This is a genomic window from Pseudomonas sp. zfem003, from assembly GCF_032621675.1.
Lineage (GTDB): Bacteria > Pseudomonadota > Gammaproteobacteria > Pseudomonadales > Pseudomonadaceae > Metapseudomonas > Metapseudomonas otitidis.
This window is the reverse complement of sequence record NZ_JAVYJG010000001.1, coordinates 445,709-462,897: the sequence shown is the minus strand read 5'-3', so window position 1 is coordinate 462,897 and position 17,189 is coordinate 445,709. Positions and strand designations below refer to the sequence as shown.

General features: G+C 68.0%; 17 protein-coding genes. 7 read left to right on the top strand and 10 right to left on the bottom strand.

The features are described from left to right. Positions 1–76: 76 nt before the first annotated feature. Positions 77–892, top strand: coding sequence for a VanW family protein (locus RTK35_RS02060; RefSeq protein ID WP_316907255.1), 816 nt, complete (start codon positions 77–79; stop codon positions 890–892). Here RTK35_RS02060 and RTK35_RS02055 read toward each other — a convergent pair. From RTK35_RS02055 to RTK35_RS02045, 3 genes are all read right to left on the bottom strand, one after another. After that, on the bottom strand, positions 889–1,506 hold the full coding sequence (locus tag RTK35_RS02055; RefSeq protein ID WP_316907254.1) for an NAD(P)H-dependent oxidoreductase: 618 nt from the start codon (positions 1,504–1,506) through the stop codon (positions 889–891). The genes RTK35_RS02060 and RTK35_RS02055 overlap by 4 nt on opposite strands. Further along, positions 1,499–2,893 carry a class II fumarate hydratase gene (locus tag RTK35_RS02050; protein ID WP_044406606.1) on the bottom strand — a complete coding sequence of 465 codons (1,395 nt, stop codon included), beginning with the start codon at positions 2,891–2,893 and terminating at the stop codon, positions 1,499–1,501. The genes RTK35_RS02055 and RTK35_RS02050 overlap by 8 nt, the downstream gene beginning before the upstream one ends. Before the next feature lie 75 nt (positions 2,894–2,968). Beyond that, the gene (locus tag RTK35_RS02045; RefSeq protein WP_316907253.1) at positions 2,969–3,976 is read right to left on the bottom strand and encodes a DUF2804 domain-containing protein; all 1,008 of its coding nucleotides are present in this window, start codon (positions 3,974–3,976) and stop codon (positions 2,969–2,971) included. A gap of 285 nt (positions 3,977–4,261) precedes the next feature. On the opposite strand from RTK35_RS02045, the gene RTK35_RS02040 reads away from it, so the two are divergent. From RTK35_RS02040 to RTK35_RS02030, 3 genes are all read left to right on the top strand, one after another. Beyond that, entirely contained in the window at positions 4,262–4,771 is a 510-nt protein-coding gene (locus RTK35_RS02040) for a DUF2059 domain-containing protein (protein ID WP_044406612.1), read from the top strand. 12 nt (positions 4,772–4,783) lie between these two features. Further along, a complete protein-coding gene (locus tag RTK35_RS02035) occupies positions 4,784–5,089 on the top strand; it encodes a BolA family protein (protein ID WP_044406615.1) in 306 nt (101 codons plus the stop codon). 138 nt (positions 5,090–5,227) lie between these two features. Next, positions 5,228–6,046 (top strand): shikimate 5-dehydrogenase, encoded by an 819-nt coding sequence (locus tag RTK35_RS02030; protein ID WP_316907252.1) that lies wholly within the window; start codon positions 5,228–5,230, stop codon positions 6,044–6,046. Between the two features lie 15 nt (positions 6,047–6,061). On the opposite strand, the gene RTK35_RS02025 is transcribed toward RTK35_RS02030, so the two are convergent. Then, positions 6,062–8,443, bottom strand: a complete 2,382-nt coding sequence (locus tag RTK35_RS02025) for an autotransporter domain-containing protein (RefSeq protein WP_316907251.1) — start codon at positions 8,441–8,443, stop codon at positions 6,062–6,064. Positions 8,444–8,820: 377 nt separating this feature from the next. On the opposite strand from RTK35_RS02025, the gene RTK35_RS02020 reads away from it, so the two are divergent. Further along, positions 8,821–9,264: a sn-glycerol-3-phosphate transporter gene (locus tag RTK35_RS02020; protein WP_316907396.1), complete on the top strand. Its 444-nt coding sequence runs from the start codon at positions 8,821–8,823 to the stop codon at positions 9,262–9,264. Positions 9,265–9,268: 4 nt separating this feature from the next. Here the strand turns inward: RTK35_RS02020 and antC are convergent, their stop codons facing one another. The 3 genes from antC to antA are packed head-to-tail and all read right to left on the bottom strand — an operon-like array spanning position 9,269 to position 12,186. Beyond that, positions 9,269–10,288, bottom strand: a complete 1,020-nt coding sequence (gene antC, locus RTK35_RS02015; RefSeq protein ID WP_316907250.1) for an anthranilate 1,2-dioxygenase electron transfer component AntC — start codon at positions 10,286–10,288, stop codon at positions 9,269–9,271. Positions 10,289–10,303: 15 nt separating this feature from the next. Beyond that, the gene (antB, locus tag RTK35_RS02010; RefSeq protein ID WP_316907249.1) at positions 10,304–10,795 is read right to left on the bottom strand and encodes an anthranilate 1,2-dioxygenase small subunit; all 492 of its coding nucleotides are present in this window, start codon (positions 10,793–10,795) and stop codon (positions 10,304–10,306) included. Continuing rightward, entirely contained in the window at positions 10,792–12,186 is a 1,395-nt protein-coding gene (gene antA, locus RTK35_RS02005; protein ID WP_236215383.1) for an anthranilate 1,2-dioxygenase large subunit, read from the bottom strand. The genes antB and antA overlap by 4 nt, the downstream gene beginning before the upstream one ends. A 313-nt stretch (positions 12,187–12,499) precedes the next feature. Here antA and RTK35_RS02000 point away from each other — a divergent pair, with 313 nt between their 5' ends. Together RTK35_RS02000 and RTK35_RS01995 are read left to right on the top strand one after the other, a co-directional pair. Further along, positions 12,500–13,513, top strand: a complete 1,014-nt coding sequence (locus RTK35_RS02000; protein WP_208274039.1) for an AraC family transcriptional regulator — start codon at positions 12,500–12,502, stop codon at positions 13,511–13,513. A 574-nt stretch (positions 13,514–14,087) separates the two neighbouring features. Further along, positions 14,088–14,315 (top strand): hypothetical protein, encoded by a 228-nt coding sequence (locus RTK35_RS01995; RefSeq protein WP_044404113.1) that lies wholly within the window; start codon positions 14,088–14,090, stop codon positions 14,313–14,315. Positions 14,316–14,628: 313 nt separating this feature from the next. Here RTK35_RS01995 and RTK35_RS01990 read toward each other — a convergent pair whose 3' ends face one another. From RTK35_RS01990 to RTK35_RS01980, 3 genes are all read right to left on the bottom strand, one after another. Continuing rightward, positions 14,629–15,612: an MDR family oxidoreductase gene (locus tag RTK35_RS01990; protein WP_316907248.1), complete on the bottom strand. Its 984-nt coding sequence runs from the start codon at positions 15,610–15,612 to the stop codon at positions 14,629–14,631. A gap of 39 nt (positions 15,613–15,651) precedes the next feature. After that, positions 15,652–16,284 carry a TetR/AcrR family transcriptional regulator gene (locus RTK35_RS01985; protein ID WP_282885696.1) on the bottom strand — a complete coding sequence of 211 codons (633 nt, stop codon included), beginning with the start codon at positions 16,282–16,284 and terminating at the stop codon, positions 15,652–15,654. 79 nt (positions 16,285–16,363) lie between these two features. Further along, a complete protein-coding gene (locus RTK35_RS01980) occupies positions 16,364–17,011 on the bottom strand; it encodes a DsbA family oxidoreductase (RefSeq protein WP_279803501.1) in 648 nt (215 codons plus the stop codon). Positions 17,012–17,189: the final 178 nt, after the last annotated feature.

Genomic DNA, 17,189 nt, shown 5'->3' with positions numbered 1-17,189 from the left:
GCCTTGGGTGTGGCCCGGTGCCTGAAACCGGGCAGGCGGCGCGGCATAATGCGCGCCCCGGCCCCGGACCCTTCCCATGCGCAAACCGCTTTCCCTCTATCACCCCTGGCTCTACGCGTTGCGCGTCTGGCAGCGGCGCCTGGCGCGTGCGCTCTACTGGCGCCTGTCGTCCCGGCGCTTGGGGCGGGTGGCGGATGCGCACCTGCCGTACCGCTACATCCGCCACACGTCCAAGCTGATCCGCCGGCTGGGCGACAGCGACCTGGCGCTGCAGCACAACAAGGTGATCAACCTGCGCCTGGCGGTGGCGTGCATGGACGGGGTGGTGATCGGCCCGGGGGAGTACTTCTCCTTCTGCCAGTTGCTCGGCCGGCCCACGGCGCGGCGCGGGTTCGTCGAGGGCATGGAGCTGTCGTTCGGCGAGGCGCGTTCCGGCATTGGCGGCGGGGTGTGCCAGTTGAGCAACCTGATCCACTGGATGGCGCTGCACTCGCCGCTGCGGGTGGTGGAGCGGGCCAACCACAGTTTCGACCCCTTCCCGGACGAGGGGCGGGTGCTGCCGTTCGGCTCCGGGGCGGCGATCTTCTACAACTACATCGACCTGGTGCTGCACAACCCCACCGACCAGGCCTTCCAGCTGTCGCTGAAGGTGGCCGAGCACCAGTTGGAGGGGCTGCTGCTGTGCTCGGCGCCCCGGCCGTTCCGCTACCACGTCTACCAGCGCGGGCACCGCTTCATCCGCGAAGGGGGCGAGGTGCTGCGCCTCAACGAGATCTGGCGGGACGTGCGCGAGAAGGGCCAGGAGGGACGGCTGGTGGCCAGCGAGTGCCTCTATCGCAACCGCGTACGGGTGAAGTACGCGGTGGACGAGGCACTGCTGGAGCCCGGCTAGGGGCGGGCGCCCAGGGTTTCGGCGCGGCGCAGCCAGGCCTGGCGCTGCTCCTCGGTGGAGGTGCGCACCGGGGCGAACTCTGCCAGGTGGCGGGTGCGGATGCCGCAGAAGCCGAGGATGGTGCGCTTCATCTGCCGGTGCCCGGGGGCGCCGTAGACCCAGCGGAAATACCAGGGCGGCGTGTCGAGGGTCACCAGCAGGTCGGCGGTGCGGCCCTGCAGCAGCTTGTCCCAGCTGCGCGGGCCCCGGTAGCGAAAGGCGAAGCCGGGCAGCAGCACGCGGTCGAGGAAGCCCTTGAGCAGGGCCGGCACGCCGCCCCACCAGACTGGGTAGACGAACACCAGGTGCTGGGCCCAGTGGATCTGCCGCTGGGCTTCGAGCAGGTCCGGCTCCAGGGGCTGGTTCTGGTCGTAGCCCTGGCGCAGCACCGGGTCGAAGGCCATCTCGCTGAGCTTCAGCACCCGCACCACATGGCCTTCGCCACGGGCACCCTGGGCATAGGCGTCGCCCAGGGCGCCGCACAGGCTGTTGTCCTTGGGCGAGCCGAGGATCATCAGGATGCGCTTGCCATCGCCTTCCAGCGGGGTGGCACCGTGCTTGGAGGAGTCAACCATGCTGGCCGGCCTCCAGCATGGTTTCCGGGCGTACCCAGGCGTCGAAGTCGGCTTCGCTCACCAGTCCGAGGGCCAGCGCCGCTTCACGCAGGGTGGTGCCTTCGGCGTAGGCCTTCTTGGCGATCTGCGCGGCCTTGTCGTAGCCGATGTGCGGGTTGAGGGCGGTCACCAGCATCAGGCCGCGCTCCAGGTGCTCGGCCATGCGCGCGGCGTCGGGCTCCATGCCGGCCACGCAGTGGCGCTGGAAGTTGCGTGAGCCATCGGCCAGCAGGCGGATGGACTGCAGGATGTTGTGGGCGATCACCGGCTTGAACACGTTGAGCTGCAGGTGCCCGTGGCTGGCGGCGAGGCTGATGGTGGTGTCGTTGCCGATCACCTGGCAGGCGAGCATGGAAAGCGCTTCGCACTGGGTCGGGTTGACCTTGCCGGGCATGATCGAGCTGCCCGGCTCGTTGGCCGGCAGCCTGACTTCCGCCAGGCCGCCCCGGGGGCCGGAGCCCAGCAGGCGCAGGTCGTTGGCGATCTTCATCAGGGCCACGGCGAGGGTCTTGAGCGCGCCGGAGAGGGCCACCAGCGGCTCGTGCCCGGCGAGGGCAGCGAACTTGTTGGGCGCGGAGACGAAGGGCAGCCCGGCCAGCGCCGCCAGTTCCGCCGCCATGGCTTCGGCGAAACCGTGGGGGGCATTGAGCCCGGTGCCGACGGCGGTGCCGCCCTGGGCCAGTTGGTAGACCGCCGGCAGGGCATTGCGGATGGCGCGCTCGGCGTAGTCCAGCTGGGCGACGAAGGCGGAGAGCTCCTGGCCGAAGGTGATGGGCGTGGCGTCCATCAGGTGGGTGCGCCCGGTCTTCACCAGGCGGGCATGGCGCGCAGCCTGCTCGGCCAGGCCACCGGTCAGCTCGGCCAGCGCTGGCAGCAGGTCGCGGTGGATGGCCTGGGCCACGGCGATGTGCATGGCGGTGGGGAAGCTGTCGTTGGAGCTCTGGGCGTGGTTGACGTGGTCGTTGGGGTGCACCGGGCTCTTGCCGCCCCGTGGGCCGCCGGCCAGTTCGTTGGCGCGGCCGGCGATCACTTCGTTGACGTTCATGTTGCTCTGGGTGCCGCTGCCGGTCTGCCAGACCACCAGGGGGAACTGGTCGTCGTGCTGGTGGGCGAGGACTTCATCGGCGGCCTGTTCGATCAGGCGGGCGATGTCCGGGCTGATACCGCCATTGCGGCCGTTGACCCGGGCGGCGGCCTTCTTCACCAGGGCCAGGGCATGCACCACGGGGAGGGGCATGCGTTCCTCGCCGATGGCGAAGTTTTCCAGCGAGCGCTGGGTCTGGGCGCCCCAGTAGGCGTCTTCGGCGACGCTGACGGGGCCCAGGCTGTCGGTTTCGGTTCGGCTCATTGCGCGGCTCCAGGTTCGGTTTTTCCGCAGTTTAGGCCGCGCCGGAGCCCTTGGGTTCAACGCCTGGGGGATGGATTACCAGCGCGCGCGGGTATGGCCTACCCAGCCCAGGGCGTTGTCCACGGGGACGCGCTCGCCCGTGGGGCTGAGCAGGACCCCGTCGAAGCGCCCGAACCACTGGCGTGTGTCGGCGTAGAGCGGGCCCAGGCGCGGGTTGGCCTGGTGCAGCTGGCGCGGGGTGAAGGTGAGGCGCACGCGCTCGCAGTCGCTGCTCAGCTGCCAGGGGGACAGGCCGTTCTCCGGGCCTTGCCTGAGGTGCACCGGGCCGTTGAGGCGCGACAGTTCGCCACCGAACCACAGGGCGTTCTCCGTCTCGCCGCTGGCGTCTGTCCAGCCCGCACCGAAGTTGCCGGCGATACCGCCGACGGTGGCGAAGGCGGCGCGGGTCCAGTGGCTGTTCAGCGGCCAGACGCCCCGGCCGAAGTCGAGGGCGGCGAAGCTCTGCCCCGGCATGCACGGGTACTGCCGGCGACCCAGGCGCAGGCTGCCGGTGACCGGCAGGCCGAGTTGGCGGGTGCTGGCGTGGAAGCCACCGTTGGCGAAGGGCGCGACCAGGTTGACCGAGTCCAGGTGCGCCGGGCGCTGCACGTCGAGGGTCGCCTGCAGTGGCTGGCCGCCGATGTCCGGCACGGCGACGCTGATGCGGGCGCGGCCGGGGAGTTCGTCCACCTGCAGGTGCAGGCGCGGGTGCTCGAAGCCGTGGCTGGCCACCGGCACATCGGGCAGGTGGCAGCCGAGGGCGAGGGCGCGCAGCTGGGAGTGGGTCACGGCGCGGCCGGTTTCCAGGTCGAGGAAGTAGGCGGCGCAGTAGCCGATGTAGTCGAGGTCGGCGAGGGTGACGGAGAGCATCCAGCCGGGGGTGGTGATGCACCAGTGGTTCCAGCGCTTGCGCCGGCCGAAGTGCCCGGGGATGGCGCAATCCAGCTGCGGTCGCTCGGACCAGCCGATGGCCGATGGCTCCAGGCGGCCACGGGCGTCGCACAGGGGCTGTCGTTCGGCGGGGGCCGGGATGGGGCGGGTCATTCAGGGTCCCTGTGGGCAGCTGTCTTCCGTGGGGCGGGGAACATTACGCGCACACGGCGGCCCAAGCTGGGGTGCCGTTCACGGTGTTGTCATCGGTGGGGCGCAAGGATGCCCAGCGCACTGGCAGCCGGCAAGTGCCCGCGCCGGACCCTGGACGGACGGCACCCCCAACCCGCGTTTGGCCGTGATGCACGGCCGCATCCATGGCTTGAGCCCCCACCGGGCTTGAGCGCAGAATGGCCCGCCCACGGGCACGGCCCGTACCGCTCATACCAAGGAACCCCAATGACCAAGCTCCGTCTCGTTTGCTCCGCCATCGTGCTGGCCTGTGCCAGTGGCCAGGTGTTCGCCGATGCCGCCAGCCATGCCGCCAACGCCGAGCGCTTCCTCAAGCTCGCCCATGCCGACAAGCTGACCGTGCCGGTGTACGCCCAGGTGCAGCAGATGTTTGCCCAGAACTTCCAGAAGGCCAACGCGCCGGCCGACAAGAAGGCCACCCTGGAGCGCTACCAGGCCAAGGCCAACGCCGCCCTGGACAAGGCCGTGGGCTGGGACAAGCTGAAGCCGGAGCTGGTGAAGATCTACACCACCAACTTCAGCGAATCCGAGCTGAAGGACCTGATCGCCTTCTACGAATCGCCCCTGGGCAAGAAGGTGCTGGAGAAGATGCCGTCCCTGACCGCGCAATCCGCCGAGCTGACCCAGTCCCGCCTGGAATCCGCCGTGCCGGAAGTGAACAAGCTGCTGTCGGACATGAACGACGAGCTGGCACCCAAGGATCAGAAGAAGAAGTGATCGGAGCCCGCCATGAGCATGCGTGACCGTATCCTGGCCGCCTTCGCGGCCCTCGAGCCCCAGCACCTCGACGTGCTGGACGAGAGCCACATGCACAGCCGTGGCCAGGAAACCCACTACAAGGCGGTGATCGTCAGCCCGGTGTTCGCCGGGTTGAATGCGGTGCGCCGCCACCAGAAGGCCTACGCGGCCCTGGGCGAGCTGATGGGGCAGTTCCACGCCCTGGCCCTGCACACCTACACCCCCGAGGAGTGGGCGCAGCAGGGTGCGGCCCCGGATTCGCCGACCTGCCGTGGCGGCAGCAAGCACGACCACTGACGGTCGTCGCAACGAGGCCGGAGGTTTCCCGGAGCGATCCGCGGGGCTTCCGGCCTTTTCATTTGGGCGTCGCCCCTGCCCCTCAGGGGCGGTGCTTCAGGGCGTGGCGCCCTGGCTTCACTCGAAACAGGAGGCTTCATGGCCCGAATCCTCAGCAAGGACACCCGGTTGTGCATGTCGTTGTCCGGCCGCCCTGGCAACTTCGGCACGCGCTTCCACAACGCGCTCTACGACCTGCTGGAGCTGGACTACGTCTACAAGGCCTTCACCACCACGGACCTGCCGGCGGCCATCGGCGGCGTGCGGGCGCTGGGCATCCGGGGCTGCGCGGTGTCGATGCCCTTCAAGGAGGCCTGCATCCCCCATCTGGATGCCCTGGACCCATCGGCGGCGGTCATCGGCTCGGTAAACACCATCGTCAACGACGAGGGCCACCTGACGGGCTACAACACCGACTACCTGGCCGTGGCCAGCCTGGTGCGCAGCCATGCCGTGGACCCCACCTCGACGCTGCTGCTGCGGGGCAGTGGTGGGATGGGCAAGGCCGTGGCCGTCGCCCTGCGCGACAGCGGCTTCGCCCGGGGCACCCTGGCGGCTCGCAACGCGTTGGCCGGGCAGGGATTGGCACAGGCCTGTGGCTACGACTGGGTGCCCTCGGCGGAGGGCCATGTGGCGCAGGTATTGGTGAACGTCACGCCGCTGGGCATGGACGGCGGCCCGGAGGCCGGCCAGTTGGCGTTCAGCGCCGAGCAGGTGGCGGCGGCCGAAGTGGTCTTCGATGTGGTAGCGATCCCGGTGGAGACGCCGCTGATCCGCCTGGCCCGTTCCCTGGGCAAGCGGGTGATCACCGGGGGCGAGGTCATCGTGCTGCAGGCGGTGGAGCAGTTCGTGCTCTACACCGGCGTGCGGCCCACGCCGGAGCAGGTCCGCCAGGCGGAAGCGGTGGCCCGCGCCTGAGCGCGGGCCGTTGGGTCAGAAGGCGAGGGCGGCGGTGAGGCCGGCGCTGTTCCACTGGGCGTCGCTGCGCTGGGTGCGGCTAAAGCCGGCACCGAGGGTCAGGTCGCCCAGGTCGTAGCGCACGCCGAGGCGGGCTTCGAGGGTGTCGCGGCCCTGGCGGACGCCTGGGGTGGTGAAGGTTTCGCCACCCACCAGGAAGCGCGCCTGGGTATCGCTGCGGTCACCGATGCCGTCGTGCCAGGCCATCAGCGAGGCCTCCGGGGTGACGCGGCCGCTGGCCAGGGGGAACAAGCCGGCCACCCGCAGGCCGGCGCCGACTTCGCCGCTTTCATAGCGCGAGCTTTCCACCTTCAGCGCGGCGGAGGAGCCGTGCTCGCGGTAGCCGTCCAACTCCACGCGGGTGTAACGCATGCCGAGGCGGGGCTCCACCAGCAGGCTGTCCAGCTCCAGGCGGTAGCCGCCGATCAGGCTGGCGCCGTACTGCTGGCCGTCCTGGTCGCCGGAGGCGCGGGTGCCGGTGATGTAGCGACGGCTGTCGTGCTCGAACCAGCCCATGGACAGGCTGCCATCCACGAAGTAGGGGCCCCAGCCCTGGTGGGCGTAGAGGCTGACCAGGTGGCCCTTGGTGTCCAGCTTGTTGCCGGTGTGGCTGTCGCTGTTGCCCTGGTAGTGGCTGTAGGCGATGCCTGCCAGGCCTTGGTCACCGAAGGCCTGTTCCAGGCCGAGGGCGATGCCCTGGGTGTCCTGGTCGAAGCCACGGGCACCGTCGCGCTCGCCGGTGTGCCCACGGTTGTCCAGCAGGCTGACCCAGGCGCGGGGGCCGCGTGCCGGGTCGCCGGCCGGCTCGTGGCGCTGCTGGGTGGCGCTCTCCAGCAGGCGCAGGCCGGCGATGGGGGCGAGGGCATTGGCACCGTTGGATTCGGGTGCCAGTTGCTCGGCGATCTCGGCGGTGCGGGCTGCATCGGCAGCGGCCAGGCTGAGGAACACCGGATCATCGGCGGTCAGGGCCGGCATCTGCGCGGAGAAGCTCGCCAGGGCGCGCTGGGCGCGGCGCGAGGCGCCCTGGTTGGCCACCAGGCTGGCGGCGGAAACACCGCTGAGGGTTTCCACCTCGGCACTGAGCACCTGGCCATCGAAGCTGTGGCTGAGGACGCGCAGCAGGCCGGAGGTGCTTTCTGGGGCGTTGGGGGTGTCGGTCCAGGTGTTGGCGCTTATCAGTTGGTAGGTGTGCGGGCCGCTCAGGCTGAAGTCGTTGGGTTTGGGGGTGAGGAGGATGCGGCTCTCTTTGCCATGCGTACGGTCGACCTCGACAAGGCCTTGGACGGTGAGAAACGGAGTGTTGGGGTCGGTGGCGTTGCTCAGCATCAGATTGAGGTCTGCACCCAGCAACTCAAGATCGCCGGTCAGGATAGAACCGGCACGCGTCAAGGTCAGGCGGCCATCGCTCATTTCCAGATAGCGTGCGTTGATCAGCGCACTATCCAAGGTGACGTCACCACTGAGCATCTCGATGACGCCGATGCCGGTGATGTTGCCGCGGATCTCTCCGCCTTCCAGCCACAGGTTGCTGTCACCCTGGCCCTTGACCGCCACCACACCGCTTGTGAGGCCACTCACCTGGAGGTAGGTGCTCTCGCGGACGGTGCTGATGTCCACGGCTACGTCATCCGAGAGCACGGTGCCGTAGTTGGTCAGCATGTGGTCGTCGACGATGCGTGCGGCGGTTGCGCCGGCGCCACGTGCCTCGAGGGTGCCGTGATTGAGCAGATTGTTTTGGCCAAGGGTCATGCCAGTGCCGAGCGACAACGCGGTTACGTTGGTGCCCTCGGCGAAGATCGTGCCCTGATTATCCACCAGGCTTATGGTGCTGCCTTCCATTTCGAGGGCAATCGCGCGGTCGCCGGTGGCACGCAGGGTGCCTGTGTTGATCAGGTCTCCGGTAATCACTGCGCCGCTCAGGGAAAGGTTGGGAGTGCCGGGGACACGGTCACCGGTCTTTTCGATCAGGCCGTTGTTGATGAAGCTGCCATTGATCCTTCCGGCCAGTGAAACGTTGTAGTCAGCGATATCGTGGCTGACCAGTTGGCCGTTGTTGACCATGTTCCCGGTTACGCGCCCATTTTCCAGGTACAGCGTGCCGTTGATGCCGGTTACACCCAGCCCATTGATGGTCATGTCCGCGTTGTTGACCAGATCACCATTGACCTGGCCTGTCACGTCGATCAGCGACTCCCGGTTGGCATTGACACTGCCAGTCAGGGTCAGTCCGTTGTACGTCCCGGAAAGAGTCGCCGGTGCCGCATTGGTGATGTCGAAGGTATCGGCCTTTGCCACCTGAGACAGGGTGGCAAGGGTGATGGCGAGAGCGAGGTGATGGCGACGGGCGAGCAGGTGCATCGTGTCAGGCATCCTTGTCTGAGTGGGTGGGTATGCGAAAGGGCGGCGAGCCTAAGGTGACCTGTCGAGAGGGTCAAGAACCGTACAGGCACAGTGATGGCATTTCGTGAGTAGGGTCGCAAAAGCGCTTGGCCCCGGCCCGCTGGGTGCCGAGGTCGTTGCTTTCAACGTGACTCTGCGCTTTGCGTTCTGCAGCGGGTATCGACTGGGTACTTGTGCGGAACTGGCGCCTTCATCCAGGCGGCAGGATCGGACATCCCTGAGCAAGCCCGCCGCAGGAAGACGCCGCTGGACAGGGCTCGTTCAGCTTCGTTCAGGCAGGCTGTCGGGCCTTTACCTGACCCGAGGTCCTGAACGCCGTGATCCGTCGCGGACTCCTGTCTTCGCTCTGCCTGTCGCTGCTGCTGGCCTTGCCGGTGGCGGCCGAGGAGGCCTGGTACCTGCAGACCAGCGTCTACACCCGCCACTTCCATCCGGACCCCGAGCACAACAACCACCAGAACCTCATCGGCCTGGAGTACCAGGCCGATGACGGTATGGTGGCGGGTGGGGCGACCTTCCGTAACTCGTTTCGCCAGCGCAGCCAGTACGCCTACGTGGGCAAGCGTTTCGACAGTGACGTGGCGCCGGTCTACCTGAAGGTGACCGGCGGGCTGCTGCAGGGTTACCGCGGCGAGTACCGCGACAAGATCCCGCTCAACCGCTTCGGCGTGGCGCCGGTGCTGATCCCGTCCCTCGGGGCCCGCCTGGGCCCGGTGGGCGGTGAGCTGGTACTGCTGGGTAACTCGGCGATGATGGTGAACCTCGGGGTCTACCTCTAGCGGCTCAGGTGCTGCTGTCGAGGAATTTCTCCAGGTACAGCCGGGTCTGGCCCAGTGCGTTGGACTCCAGCCAGCCCTTGACCGCGTCGACCATGGGCGGTGGCCCGCACACATAGAGGTCACAGGCCTGTTCCCGCAGCGCATCGGCGTCCAGGTGTTCGGGCACGTAGCCCCGCGCGCCGCTCCAGTCGGCATCGCCGGGTTCGCTGACCACCGGGGTGAAGCGAAAGCCCGGCAGCCGCTCGGCATACCCTTCGATCCGCGCCTGTTCGCAGAGATCCGCCGCCTGGCGGACGCCGTGCAGCAGGTGGATGGGCTGCTGGCAGCCCTGTTCGGCCAGGGTGTCGAGCATGCCGAGGAAGGCCGACAGCCCCGTCCCACCAGCGGCCATGACTATCGGACGCTCCACCTGGCGCAGGTAGAAAGCCCCCAGCGGCGCTTCCAGTTGCAGGGTGTCGCCCACCTGGCAGCGTTCGCGCAGGTAGTTGCTCATCACCCCCTGGGGCAGCAGGCGGATGAGGAACTGCAGGCGATTGCCCGGGTTGGGGCGGTTGGCGAAGGAGTAGGCGCGGTGAGCCTCGGTGCCGGGCACCTGGAGCCGGGCGTACTGCCCGGGGAGATAGTCCAGCGGTGCACCGTCCGCCTCGACTTCCAGGATCGCCGCTGCGGACGAGACCTGCTGCAGGGCGATGACCCGGGCGTTGCGGTGCACCAGCGGTGCGGCGTTGCACAGGCTGGAGTCGAAATCGAAGCGGAAGGTGGCGTCGGACTGCACCCGCGTCTGGCAGGCCAGGATGTAGCGGCGGGCCACTTCGTCTGCCGACAGCGCTTCCTCATCGGCGTAGTCGAGGCTGTACTGGCCGGATTCGCATTGGCCCCTGCAGGTGCCGCAGACGCCTTCGCGGCAGTCGAGGGGGATGTTGAGGCCGTGGCGCAGGGCGGCGTCCAGCAGGCGCTCGTTGCCCTGCACGGTGAGGAACTGGGTTGTGCCGTCGGCGAAGCTGAGGGCGACCTTGTGATCCATGGGCGTGGGTCCGGTTCAGAGGTGGTAGAAATCGAGCACGGCATTGATCCGGTCGTTCAGCAACAGGATGTGCTTGTGGGTGATCAGCCAGCTGTCGCCATGGGGCTTGAGCCGGTAGGTGGCGTGGCCGAAGAACTGCCCGCTCTCGCCCAGGCGATGGAACAGGGTGTGCCAGTTGGCGCGCACCTCCAGTTGGCCATCGGCCTGCTCGGCAATGCGCACGTTGGTGATGCTGTGCAGGGTGCGGGGCATGGGCACGGTGGATGCGGCCTTGCCGGTGCGGATGCGGAACACCCGGTCTTCCAGGCCGGCGCGGCTGGCGTAGTAGATCAGCGACATCTCGCGCTTGGGGTCGCGGGTGTAGACGTGCTCCGAGTCCCATTGCGGCAGGTGGAACTCGCACTGCTCGTCGAACAGCGCGAGGTAGGCGTCCCAGTCCTGGGCGTCGCACAACTCGCAGGTGCGGTAGAGGAATTGCTCGATCCGGTGCTGCAGCGGCGCGTTCATTCGGTCACCTCCTTGGGTTGCAGGGCCTTGCGTTCCAGCCCGTCGAGGAGGAAGCGCTGCCAGTGGCGGTGCTGGTTGACGTAAAGACCTTCGTGGGTGCACTCCACACCGGTCATCAGCGGGGCGATGCCGAGGATCTCGCTGTTGCGGGTGGCCCCTGTGGCCCAGCGTGGGTGCCCGCGGGAGATGTCGCTCCAGCGTTCCAGGCGCCCCTGGAAACCGCGCTGCTGTTCGCGGAATTCCACCAGGTCGTCGGGGGTGCCCATGCCGGAGACGTTGAAGAAGTCCTCGAACTGGCGGATGCGGCTCTCGCGGTCGGCGTCCGACTCGCCCTTGACGCCGATGCACTGGCTGACGATCTCGGTCTTGTTCCAGGCCAGCGGCCGCACGATGCGCAGCTGGGAGCTGATCTGGTCCATGAAGAACAGGCTGGGGTAGATGTTCAGGTTGCGCAGGCGGTGCATCATCCACTCGGCCTTGGCCTGGCCGTAGGCCTCCACCAGGCGCGGCATCACGCTGGCGTAGCCGGGGCGCACGCTGGGGTTGGGCATGTCGCTGAACAGCACGCTGTGGCCGTTGTGGAAGGAGAACCAGCCGTCGTCGGTCTCGGCATCGCCAGCGCCGAGCTTGCTGTAGTCGAGGGTGGCGCTGGCGGTCCCTTGTGCGGCGTCCACCTGCTGGCGGTGCTGCACGGTGGCCACGTAGTTGTAGTGCACGGTGCTCACGTGGTAGCCGTCGAGGCCGTTCTCGTTCTGCAGCTTCCAGTTGCCGTCGAAGGTGTAGCTGGAACGGCCGGGCAGCACCTCCAGCTCACCGGTGGGGGACTGGGCCACCATCATGTCGAAGAACACCCGCGCATCGCCGAGGAAGTCCTCCAGGCGGTCGCTGCCGTGGATGTCGAGGCTGACGAAGACGAAGCCCTTGTAGCTCTCGATGCGGGCCTTGCGGAGGCCACGGGTGGCCTTGTCGAAGCATTCGGAATATTCGCCGGGGGCCTTCACCTTCAGCAGCCGGCCGTCATTCTTGTAGCACCAGGCGTGGAAGGGGCAGGTGAAGGTGGACTGGTTGCCCTTGCCGACACGGGTGAGGGTGGCGCCGCGGTGCTGGCAGGCGTTGACCAGGGCGTGCAGCTGCCCGCTGGCGTCGCGGGTGACGATCAGCGGCTGGCGGCCGGCCTGCAGGGTGATGAAGTCGTTGGCGTTGGCGATCTCGCTCTCGTGGCAGGCGTAGATCCAGTTGCGCTCGAAGATCAGCTCCATTTCCAGGTCGAACAGCGCCGGCTCGGTGAACATGTCCCGGGCGATGCGGAACACGCCGTCGTGCGGGCGGAAGTCCAGGCAGCCGGTGATGTAGGCCTTCCAGTCGTCGAGGCTTCTTGTCGTGGTGGGCATGGGGGCTCCAGGCGGTGATTCGGTGGAGCGCATTAGGGGGCGCGGGTGGGGCGGGGGTCTATCCGCTTAGTGGGCGAACACTCGCCGGAAAATCCGCACCCCGGCGGGGCGTGGGGTAACGCTCGCGAGCCTCGGGGTAACGCTTCGAGCGGTGGGGCAGGGTGCCCGTCCGTTTTGTCTATCCGGAAAGTTGAAGAAGCCTGTCCCAAAGGTTCGATTCCGGCCTGTGGGACGGCCGTGGCATGGTGCTTGCCTTGATCCTGGCAATGCGCCGCCAGAGCGCGCTTCCATAAACCCTCATGGGTGCCGCGTGATGAACCTGAACGAATCCCCTCGTTGCCGGGGCCTGCTCGCCGATCGTTTCGACCTGGCGGGCGCCCGAGCCTGGATGGCGGCCATCTGCGGGCCGCACCGACTGGACGCCGCGCGCCCGGAGCGCATCCGCTTCCACCACAGTGGCAATGTCCTGCCCACCAGCGCCATCACCCTGGGCCATGTGGAGTACGGCACCGACGTCACCATCGGTGTCGGCGAGGAGGCCACCCTCGACTGCTACAGCCTCAGCCTGCCCCTGGGCGGCGAGCAGGAGCTGGACCTCGCCGGCCGTCGCCTGCGCTCCGACCCCGGGCTGGGCCTGGTGCTGTCGCCCGACCAGAGCCAGCGGCTGACCATCGCCGGCAACTGCCGCAAGCTGCAGGTGGCCATCCCGCGACGGGCGCTGGTGGAGGTGCTGGAGGCCTTGCTGGAGCGCAGCGTCGTCCAGCCCTTGCACTTCGAGCCGCAGATGGACGCGGTCGACGGGGCGACGGGTGCCTGGTGGCGCATGGCCCGCCATCTCACCGATGAACTGGCACGGGGTGCGGCCCTCTACGGCCAGGGGTTGTTCTCCCGGGACCTGGAGAGCGCCTTCATCAAGGGGCTGCTGCTGGCCCAGCCGAACAGCTACAGCGACGAGCTGCAGGCGCGCCAGGCCCCGCAGCTGCCGCATTACCTGGTCCGGGCGCGGGACTTCATGCGCACCCACGCCCGGGAGAACCTCTGCCTGGAAGACATCGAGCGCGCTGCCGGCGTATCGCGCTTCAAGCTGTTCGAGGGTTTCCGCCGGCACTTCGGGGTGTCGCCCATGGCCTTTCTCAAGCGCCATCGGCTGCTGGCGGTGCGCCAGGCGCTGCTGGACGACCACAGCCCGCGCAACGTCTCGGCCATCGCCATGGCCTGGGGCTTCACCCACCTGGGGCGTTTCTCCTGCGAGTACCGCAAGCTCTTCGGCGAGCCGCCCAGCGCCACCCTCCAGCGCCTGGCGGCGCAGCGGGACGCTTCCTGCTGAGCGGGGCGGCCGTCCGTCCGCTTAATTCGAGTCGTCACCCGGTCGTCATCAACCTGTCACGGGCGGCGGACGACCATGGCCCGGACGCTGCCACCATTAGGACCCGTCCCATGGCGACAGACGGCGAAAGGCTTGATCCTTGGGCCCTCGTCAACGTTGAAAGGAAAGATCAGGAAACAAACTCGGGCCCCCGGGCCTAGCCAAGCTTCGGAGCATGCCGTATGATCCGCCGCCTAGTACCTAGCTGTAAGTCAGTCCGGTCAGCTGTACTCCGCGACGTCCCCGCGCACCACGGCACCGGTCTCCTCGATGGTCACCTGAACGCAACTTCCCGCCCAATGGCGTTCCCGCGTTCCTGGCCAGCCATCCAGAAGTCTGATCAGGACAGCCGCCGGCCCAGAACCTTGCCGCGGCTACAACCTGGCACCCGAAGTACTTCGTCGGCTCACCTATCGTGGGTGGAACCAAATGCCGACTCATTCACTCCGATAAGGATCATCCGTTGCGCCCATTTGGGCGGCGGATTCGGAGTTTTATTACGCGGCCATGCCGCTTGTATGCAGGACATAACAACATGACCATTCATCATCAGGCCAAAGACGCCATCACCACCCTGACCCGCGCATTCGCTCCGCTGCAGTGCCAGATCACCGCCCCGTCCCGCAAGGGCGGCTTCAGCTTCACCATCGTCAGCGAGTACGGTGTTGCCTGCCACAGCCAGCGCCTCTACCCGGAGCACTACCGTGACTCCAGCCAGCTGCAGCAGGTGATCGACCGCGCCCAGCGTGCGCTGACCGCCTGAGGCGAGTCGGCGTTACCCAAAGCCCCGCACAAGCGGGGCTTTTTCATGGCCGTTGAAACGTGGAGACGAAGCAGGGCGGGCTTTTCGACAGACGAAAAAAAGCAGCCCGGGGGGCGGGCTGCATGGATGGCCAAGGGGGATGGCCATGGGAGGAGCTAGGAGCAATACACGATCGGTTCGCGACCGCCACCAGCAGGGGCGGGTGGCAGCAGGGCTGCCGGCGAGTCGATGGGTGGCAGGATAGTCACCGGCTCCCGTGGCGGGAAATCACCTTAGGTAATAGTGACTATCGGCTGCGCTTATCGCCGTCCCCTCAGCGGTTGACGTCCACCACCACGCGCCCGCGTACCTGGCCGTCCAGCAGCTCGCGGGCGATCGGCAGGGCTTCCTCCAGGCTGATCTCGCGGGTGATCGCGTCCAGCAGCGCGAGGTCGAGGTCACGGGCCAGGCGCTCCCAGGCCTCGATGCGGTCGGCCTTCGGGCGCATCACGCTGTCGATGCCGGCCAGGGTCACGCCACGCAGGATGAAGGGTGCGACGCTGGCGGGAAAATCCATGCCCTGGGCCAGGCCGCAGGCCGCGACCGCGCCGCCGTAGCGGATGCCGGCGCAGACGTTGGCCAGGGTGTGGCTGCCGACCGAGTCGATGGCGCCCGCCCAGCGCTCCTTGCCCAGCGGGCGGCCGGGTTCGGCGAGGCTGGCGCGGTCGATGATCTCGCTGGCACCCAGGCGCTTGAGGTAGTCCGCTTCCTGTGGTCGGCCGGTGGAGGCCGCCACCTGGTAGCCGAGGCGGGCGAGCAGGGCGATGGCGAAGCTGCCGACGCCGCCGTTGGCGCCGGTCACCAGCACCTGGCCCTTGTCCGGGGTCACGCCGTTGCGCTCCAGGGCCAGCACCGAGAGCATCGCGGTGTAGCCGGCGGTGCCGATGGCCATCGCCTGGCGCGGGGTGAAGCCGGCCGGCAGCGGGATCAGCCAGTCGGCCTTGAGGCGCGCCTTCTGAGCCAGGCCGCCCCAGTGCGTTTCGCCCACGCCCCAGCCATTGAGCAACACCTTGTCACCGGCCTTGAAAACGGGGCTGTCGCTGGCCTCCACGGTGCCGGCCAGGTCGATGCCGGCGACCATGGGGAAGCTGCGCACCACCGGGCCCTTGCCGGTGATGGCCAGGCCGTCCTTGTAGTTCAGGGTGCTGTAGTCGACCTTCACGGTGACCTCGCCCGCGGGCAGTTGCGCCTCGTCCAGCTCCGCCAGCGTAGCGCGGTAGCCGGTGTCGTCCTTGTCGATCAGGATGCCTTTGAACATCGGGTGTCTCCTCGTGCAGAACCTAGGGAAAGGGACGGGCTAGCGCGGCAGCCCGGCGAGAAATCCTTGGATGAAGCAGTCCAGCGGCGCATTGCCGCGTACCAGCCGGGCGCGCAGCACGGCGCCTTCCCAGCCGATCCAGAAGAACGCGGCCCAGTGCGCGCAATCCGTGTCCGGAGCCAGCTCGCCCTCGGCCTTGGCGGCCTCCAGGCACAGGGCCAGGCGCTGCTGCCAGCTCAGCAGGATGGCCTCCAGGGTTTCGCGGAAGGCCTCCGGCAGCTGGGTCACCTCCTGGCCCAGGTTGCCCACCAGGCAGCCCCGGCGGTAATCGAAGCGCTGCATGCCGGCCTTGGCGTCCTCGACGAAGGCGGCGATGCGCGCCAGCGGCGGGCGCGACGCGTCCAGCAGGCAGCGGTCCAGCTTGCGCGCGAAGTAGTCGGCGTAGTTCGCCAGCACCGCGTGGCCGAAGTCTTCCTTGCTCTGGAAGTAGTGGTAGAACGAGCCCTTCGGCACGCCGACGCGGCTCAGCACCGCATCGATGCCGGTGCTGAGGAAGCCCTGCTCGGTGAGGATCTCGGTGCCGCAACGCACCAGGGCGTCGCGGGTGTCGGGGTTGTCGCGATTGACCTTGGGTGGTCGGCCGCGACGGGGCGTGGGTGTGGAATCGGTCATGGCGGGGGATATTAGACCGACTGTCTATAAAATCAATGGCGGGTGCGTCGCATCGCTCGCACCCGCCTCGCGTCCCCCCTTATCCGGCAGCGACGAGCTGGCGGATCGCCTGCTCGAAATACTCCGCCGGCTGGCCACCGCTGATCAGGTGGCGGCCGTTGAGGATCACCGACGGCACCGAGCGGATGCCATGGCTCGTGTAGAAGTGTTCTTCCTCGCGCACCTCCTCGGCGAAGCGGCCGGACTCCAGCACCTCTCGTGCCGCCTCGGCATCCAGCCCGGCGGCTGTGGCCACCTCCACCAGCACCGCGCGGTCGCTGGGGTTGCGCCCCTCGCTGAAGTAGGCGGCCAGCAGGCCCTGCTTGAGCGCCAGCTGGCGGCCTTCCAGCCCGGCCCAGTGCAGCAGGCGGTGGGCGTCGAAGGTGTTGTAGATGCGCCCGCGCGCCTGCATGTCGAAGCGGAAGCCCACCTCGGCGCCGCGCTGGCGGATGTGCTCGCGGTTGGCCGCCACCTGCTCCGGCGTGCTGCCGTACTTCTGCTGGATGTGCTCGACGATGTCCTGGCCTTCCGGCGGCATGTCGGGGTTCAGCTCGAAGGGCTTGAAGGCGAGCGTGACCGCCACCTCGTCGCCAAGGTTGGCGATGGCCTGCTGCAGCGCGCCCAGCCCCACCGCGCACCAGGGGCAGACCACGTCGGATACGAAGTCGATGTGGATGGCCTTGCTCATGGGCATGCTCCGTGAAGGATGAAAGGCGCCCAGTCTATGCCTCGAAAGCCCGTACCGCGACGTATCGCACGGCTGTCATCGGCAGGCAGTAAAAAAACAGCGGGCGGGTGCCGCTTGGCGGCTTGCGTCGGCGGCATCTTCAACCATGCTTGCTAATCCATCCCGGCTGCTTCGCCGC

What these genes read in the sequence shown, in the direction of transcription:
- RTK35_RS02060 (WP_316907255.1), top strand. Translation starts at nt 77, where the DNA reads ATGCGCAAACCGCTTTCCCTCTATCACCCCTGGCTCTACGCGTTGCGC.
- RTK35_RS02055 (WP_316907254.1), bottom strand. Translation starts at nt 1,506, where the DNA reads ATGGTTGACTCCTCCAAGCACGGTGCCACCCCGCTGGAAGGCGATGGC.
- RTK35_RS02050 (WP_044406606.1), bottom strand. Translation starts at nt 2,893, where the DNA reads ATGAGCCGAACCGAAACCGACAGCCTGGGCCCCGTCAGCGTCGCCGAA.
- RTK35_RS02045 (WP_316907253.1), bottom strand. Translation starts at nt 3,976, where the DNA reads ATGACCCGCCCCATCCCGGCCCCCGCCGAACGACAGCCCCTGTGCGAC.
- RTK35_RS02040 (WP_044406612.1), top strand. Translation starts at nt 4,262, where the DNA reads ATGACCAAGCTCCGTCTCGTTTGCTCCGCCATCGTGCTGGCCTGTGCC.
- RTK35_RS02035 (WP_044406615.1), top strand. Translation starts at nt 4,784, where the DNA reads ATGAGCATGCGTGACCGTATCCTGGCCGCCTTCGCGGCCCTCGAGCCC.
- RTK35_RS02030 (WP_316907252.1), top strand. Translation starts at nt 5,228, where the DNA reads ATGGCCCGAATCCTCAGCAAGGACACCCGGTTGTGCATGTCGTTGTCC.
- RTK35_RS02025 (WP_316907251.1), bottom strand. Translation starts at nt 8,443, where the DNA reads ATGCACCTGCTCGCCCGTCGCCATCACCTCGCTCTCGCCATCACCCTT.
- antC (WP_316907250.1), bottom strand. Translation starts at nt 10,288, where the DNA reads ATGGATCACAAGGTCGCCCTCAGCTTCGCCGACGGCACAACCCAGTTC.
- antB (WP_316907249.1), bottom strand. Translation starts at nt 10,795, where the DNA reads ATGAACGCGCCGCTGCAGCACCGGATCGAGCAATTCCTCTACCGCACC.
- antA (WP_236215383.1), bottom strand. Translation starts at nt 12,186, where the DNA reads ATGCCCACCACGACAAGAAGCCTCGACGACTGGAAGGCCTACATCACC.
- RTK35_RS02000 (WP_208274039.1), top strand. Translation starts at nt 12,500, where the DNA reads ATGAACCTGAACGAATCCCCTCGTTGCCGGGGCCTGCTCGCCGATCGT.
- RTK35_RS01995 (WP_044404113.1), top strand. Translation starts at nt 14,088, where the DNA reads ATGACCATTCATCATCAGGCCAAAGACGCCATCACCACCCTGACCCGC.
- RTK35_RS01990 (WP_316907248.1), bottom strand. Translation starts at nt 15,612, where the DNA reads ATGTTCAAAGGCATCCTGATCGACAAGGACGACACCGGCTACCGCGCT.
- RTK35_RS01985 (WP_282885696.1), bottom strand. Translation starts at nt 16,284, where the DNA reads ATGACCGATTCCACACCCACGCCCCGTCGCGGCCGACCACCCAAGGTC.
- RTK35_RS01980 (WP_279803501.1), bottom strand. Translation starts at nt 17,011, where the DNA reads ATGAGCAAGGCCATCCACATCGACTTCGTATCCGACGTGGTCTGCCCC.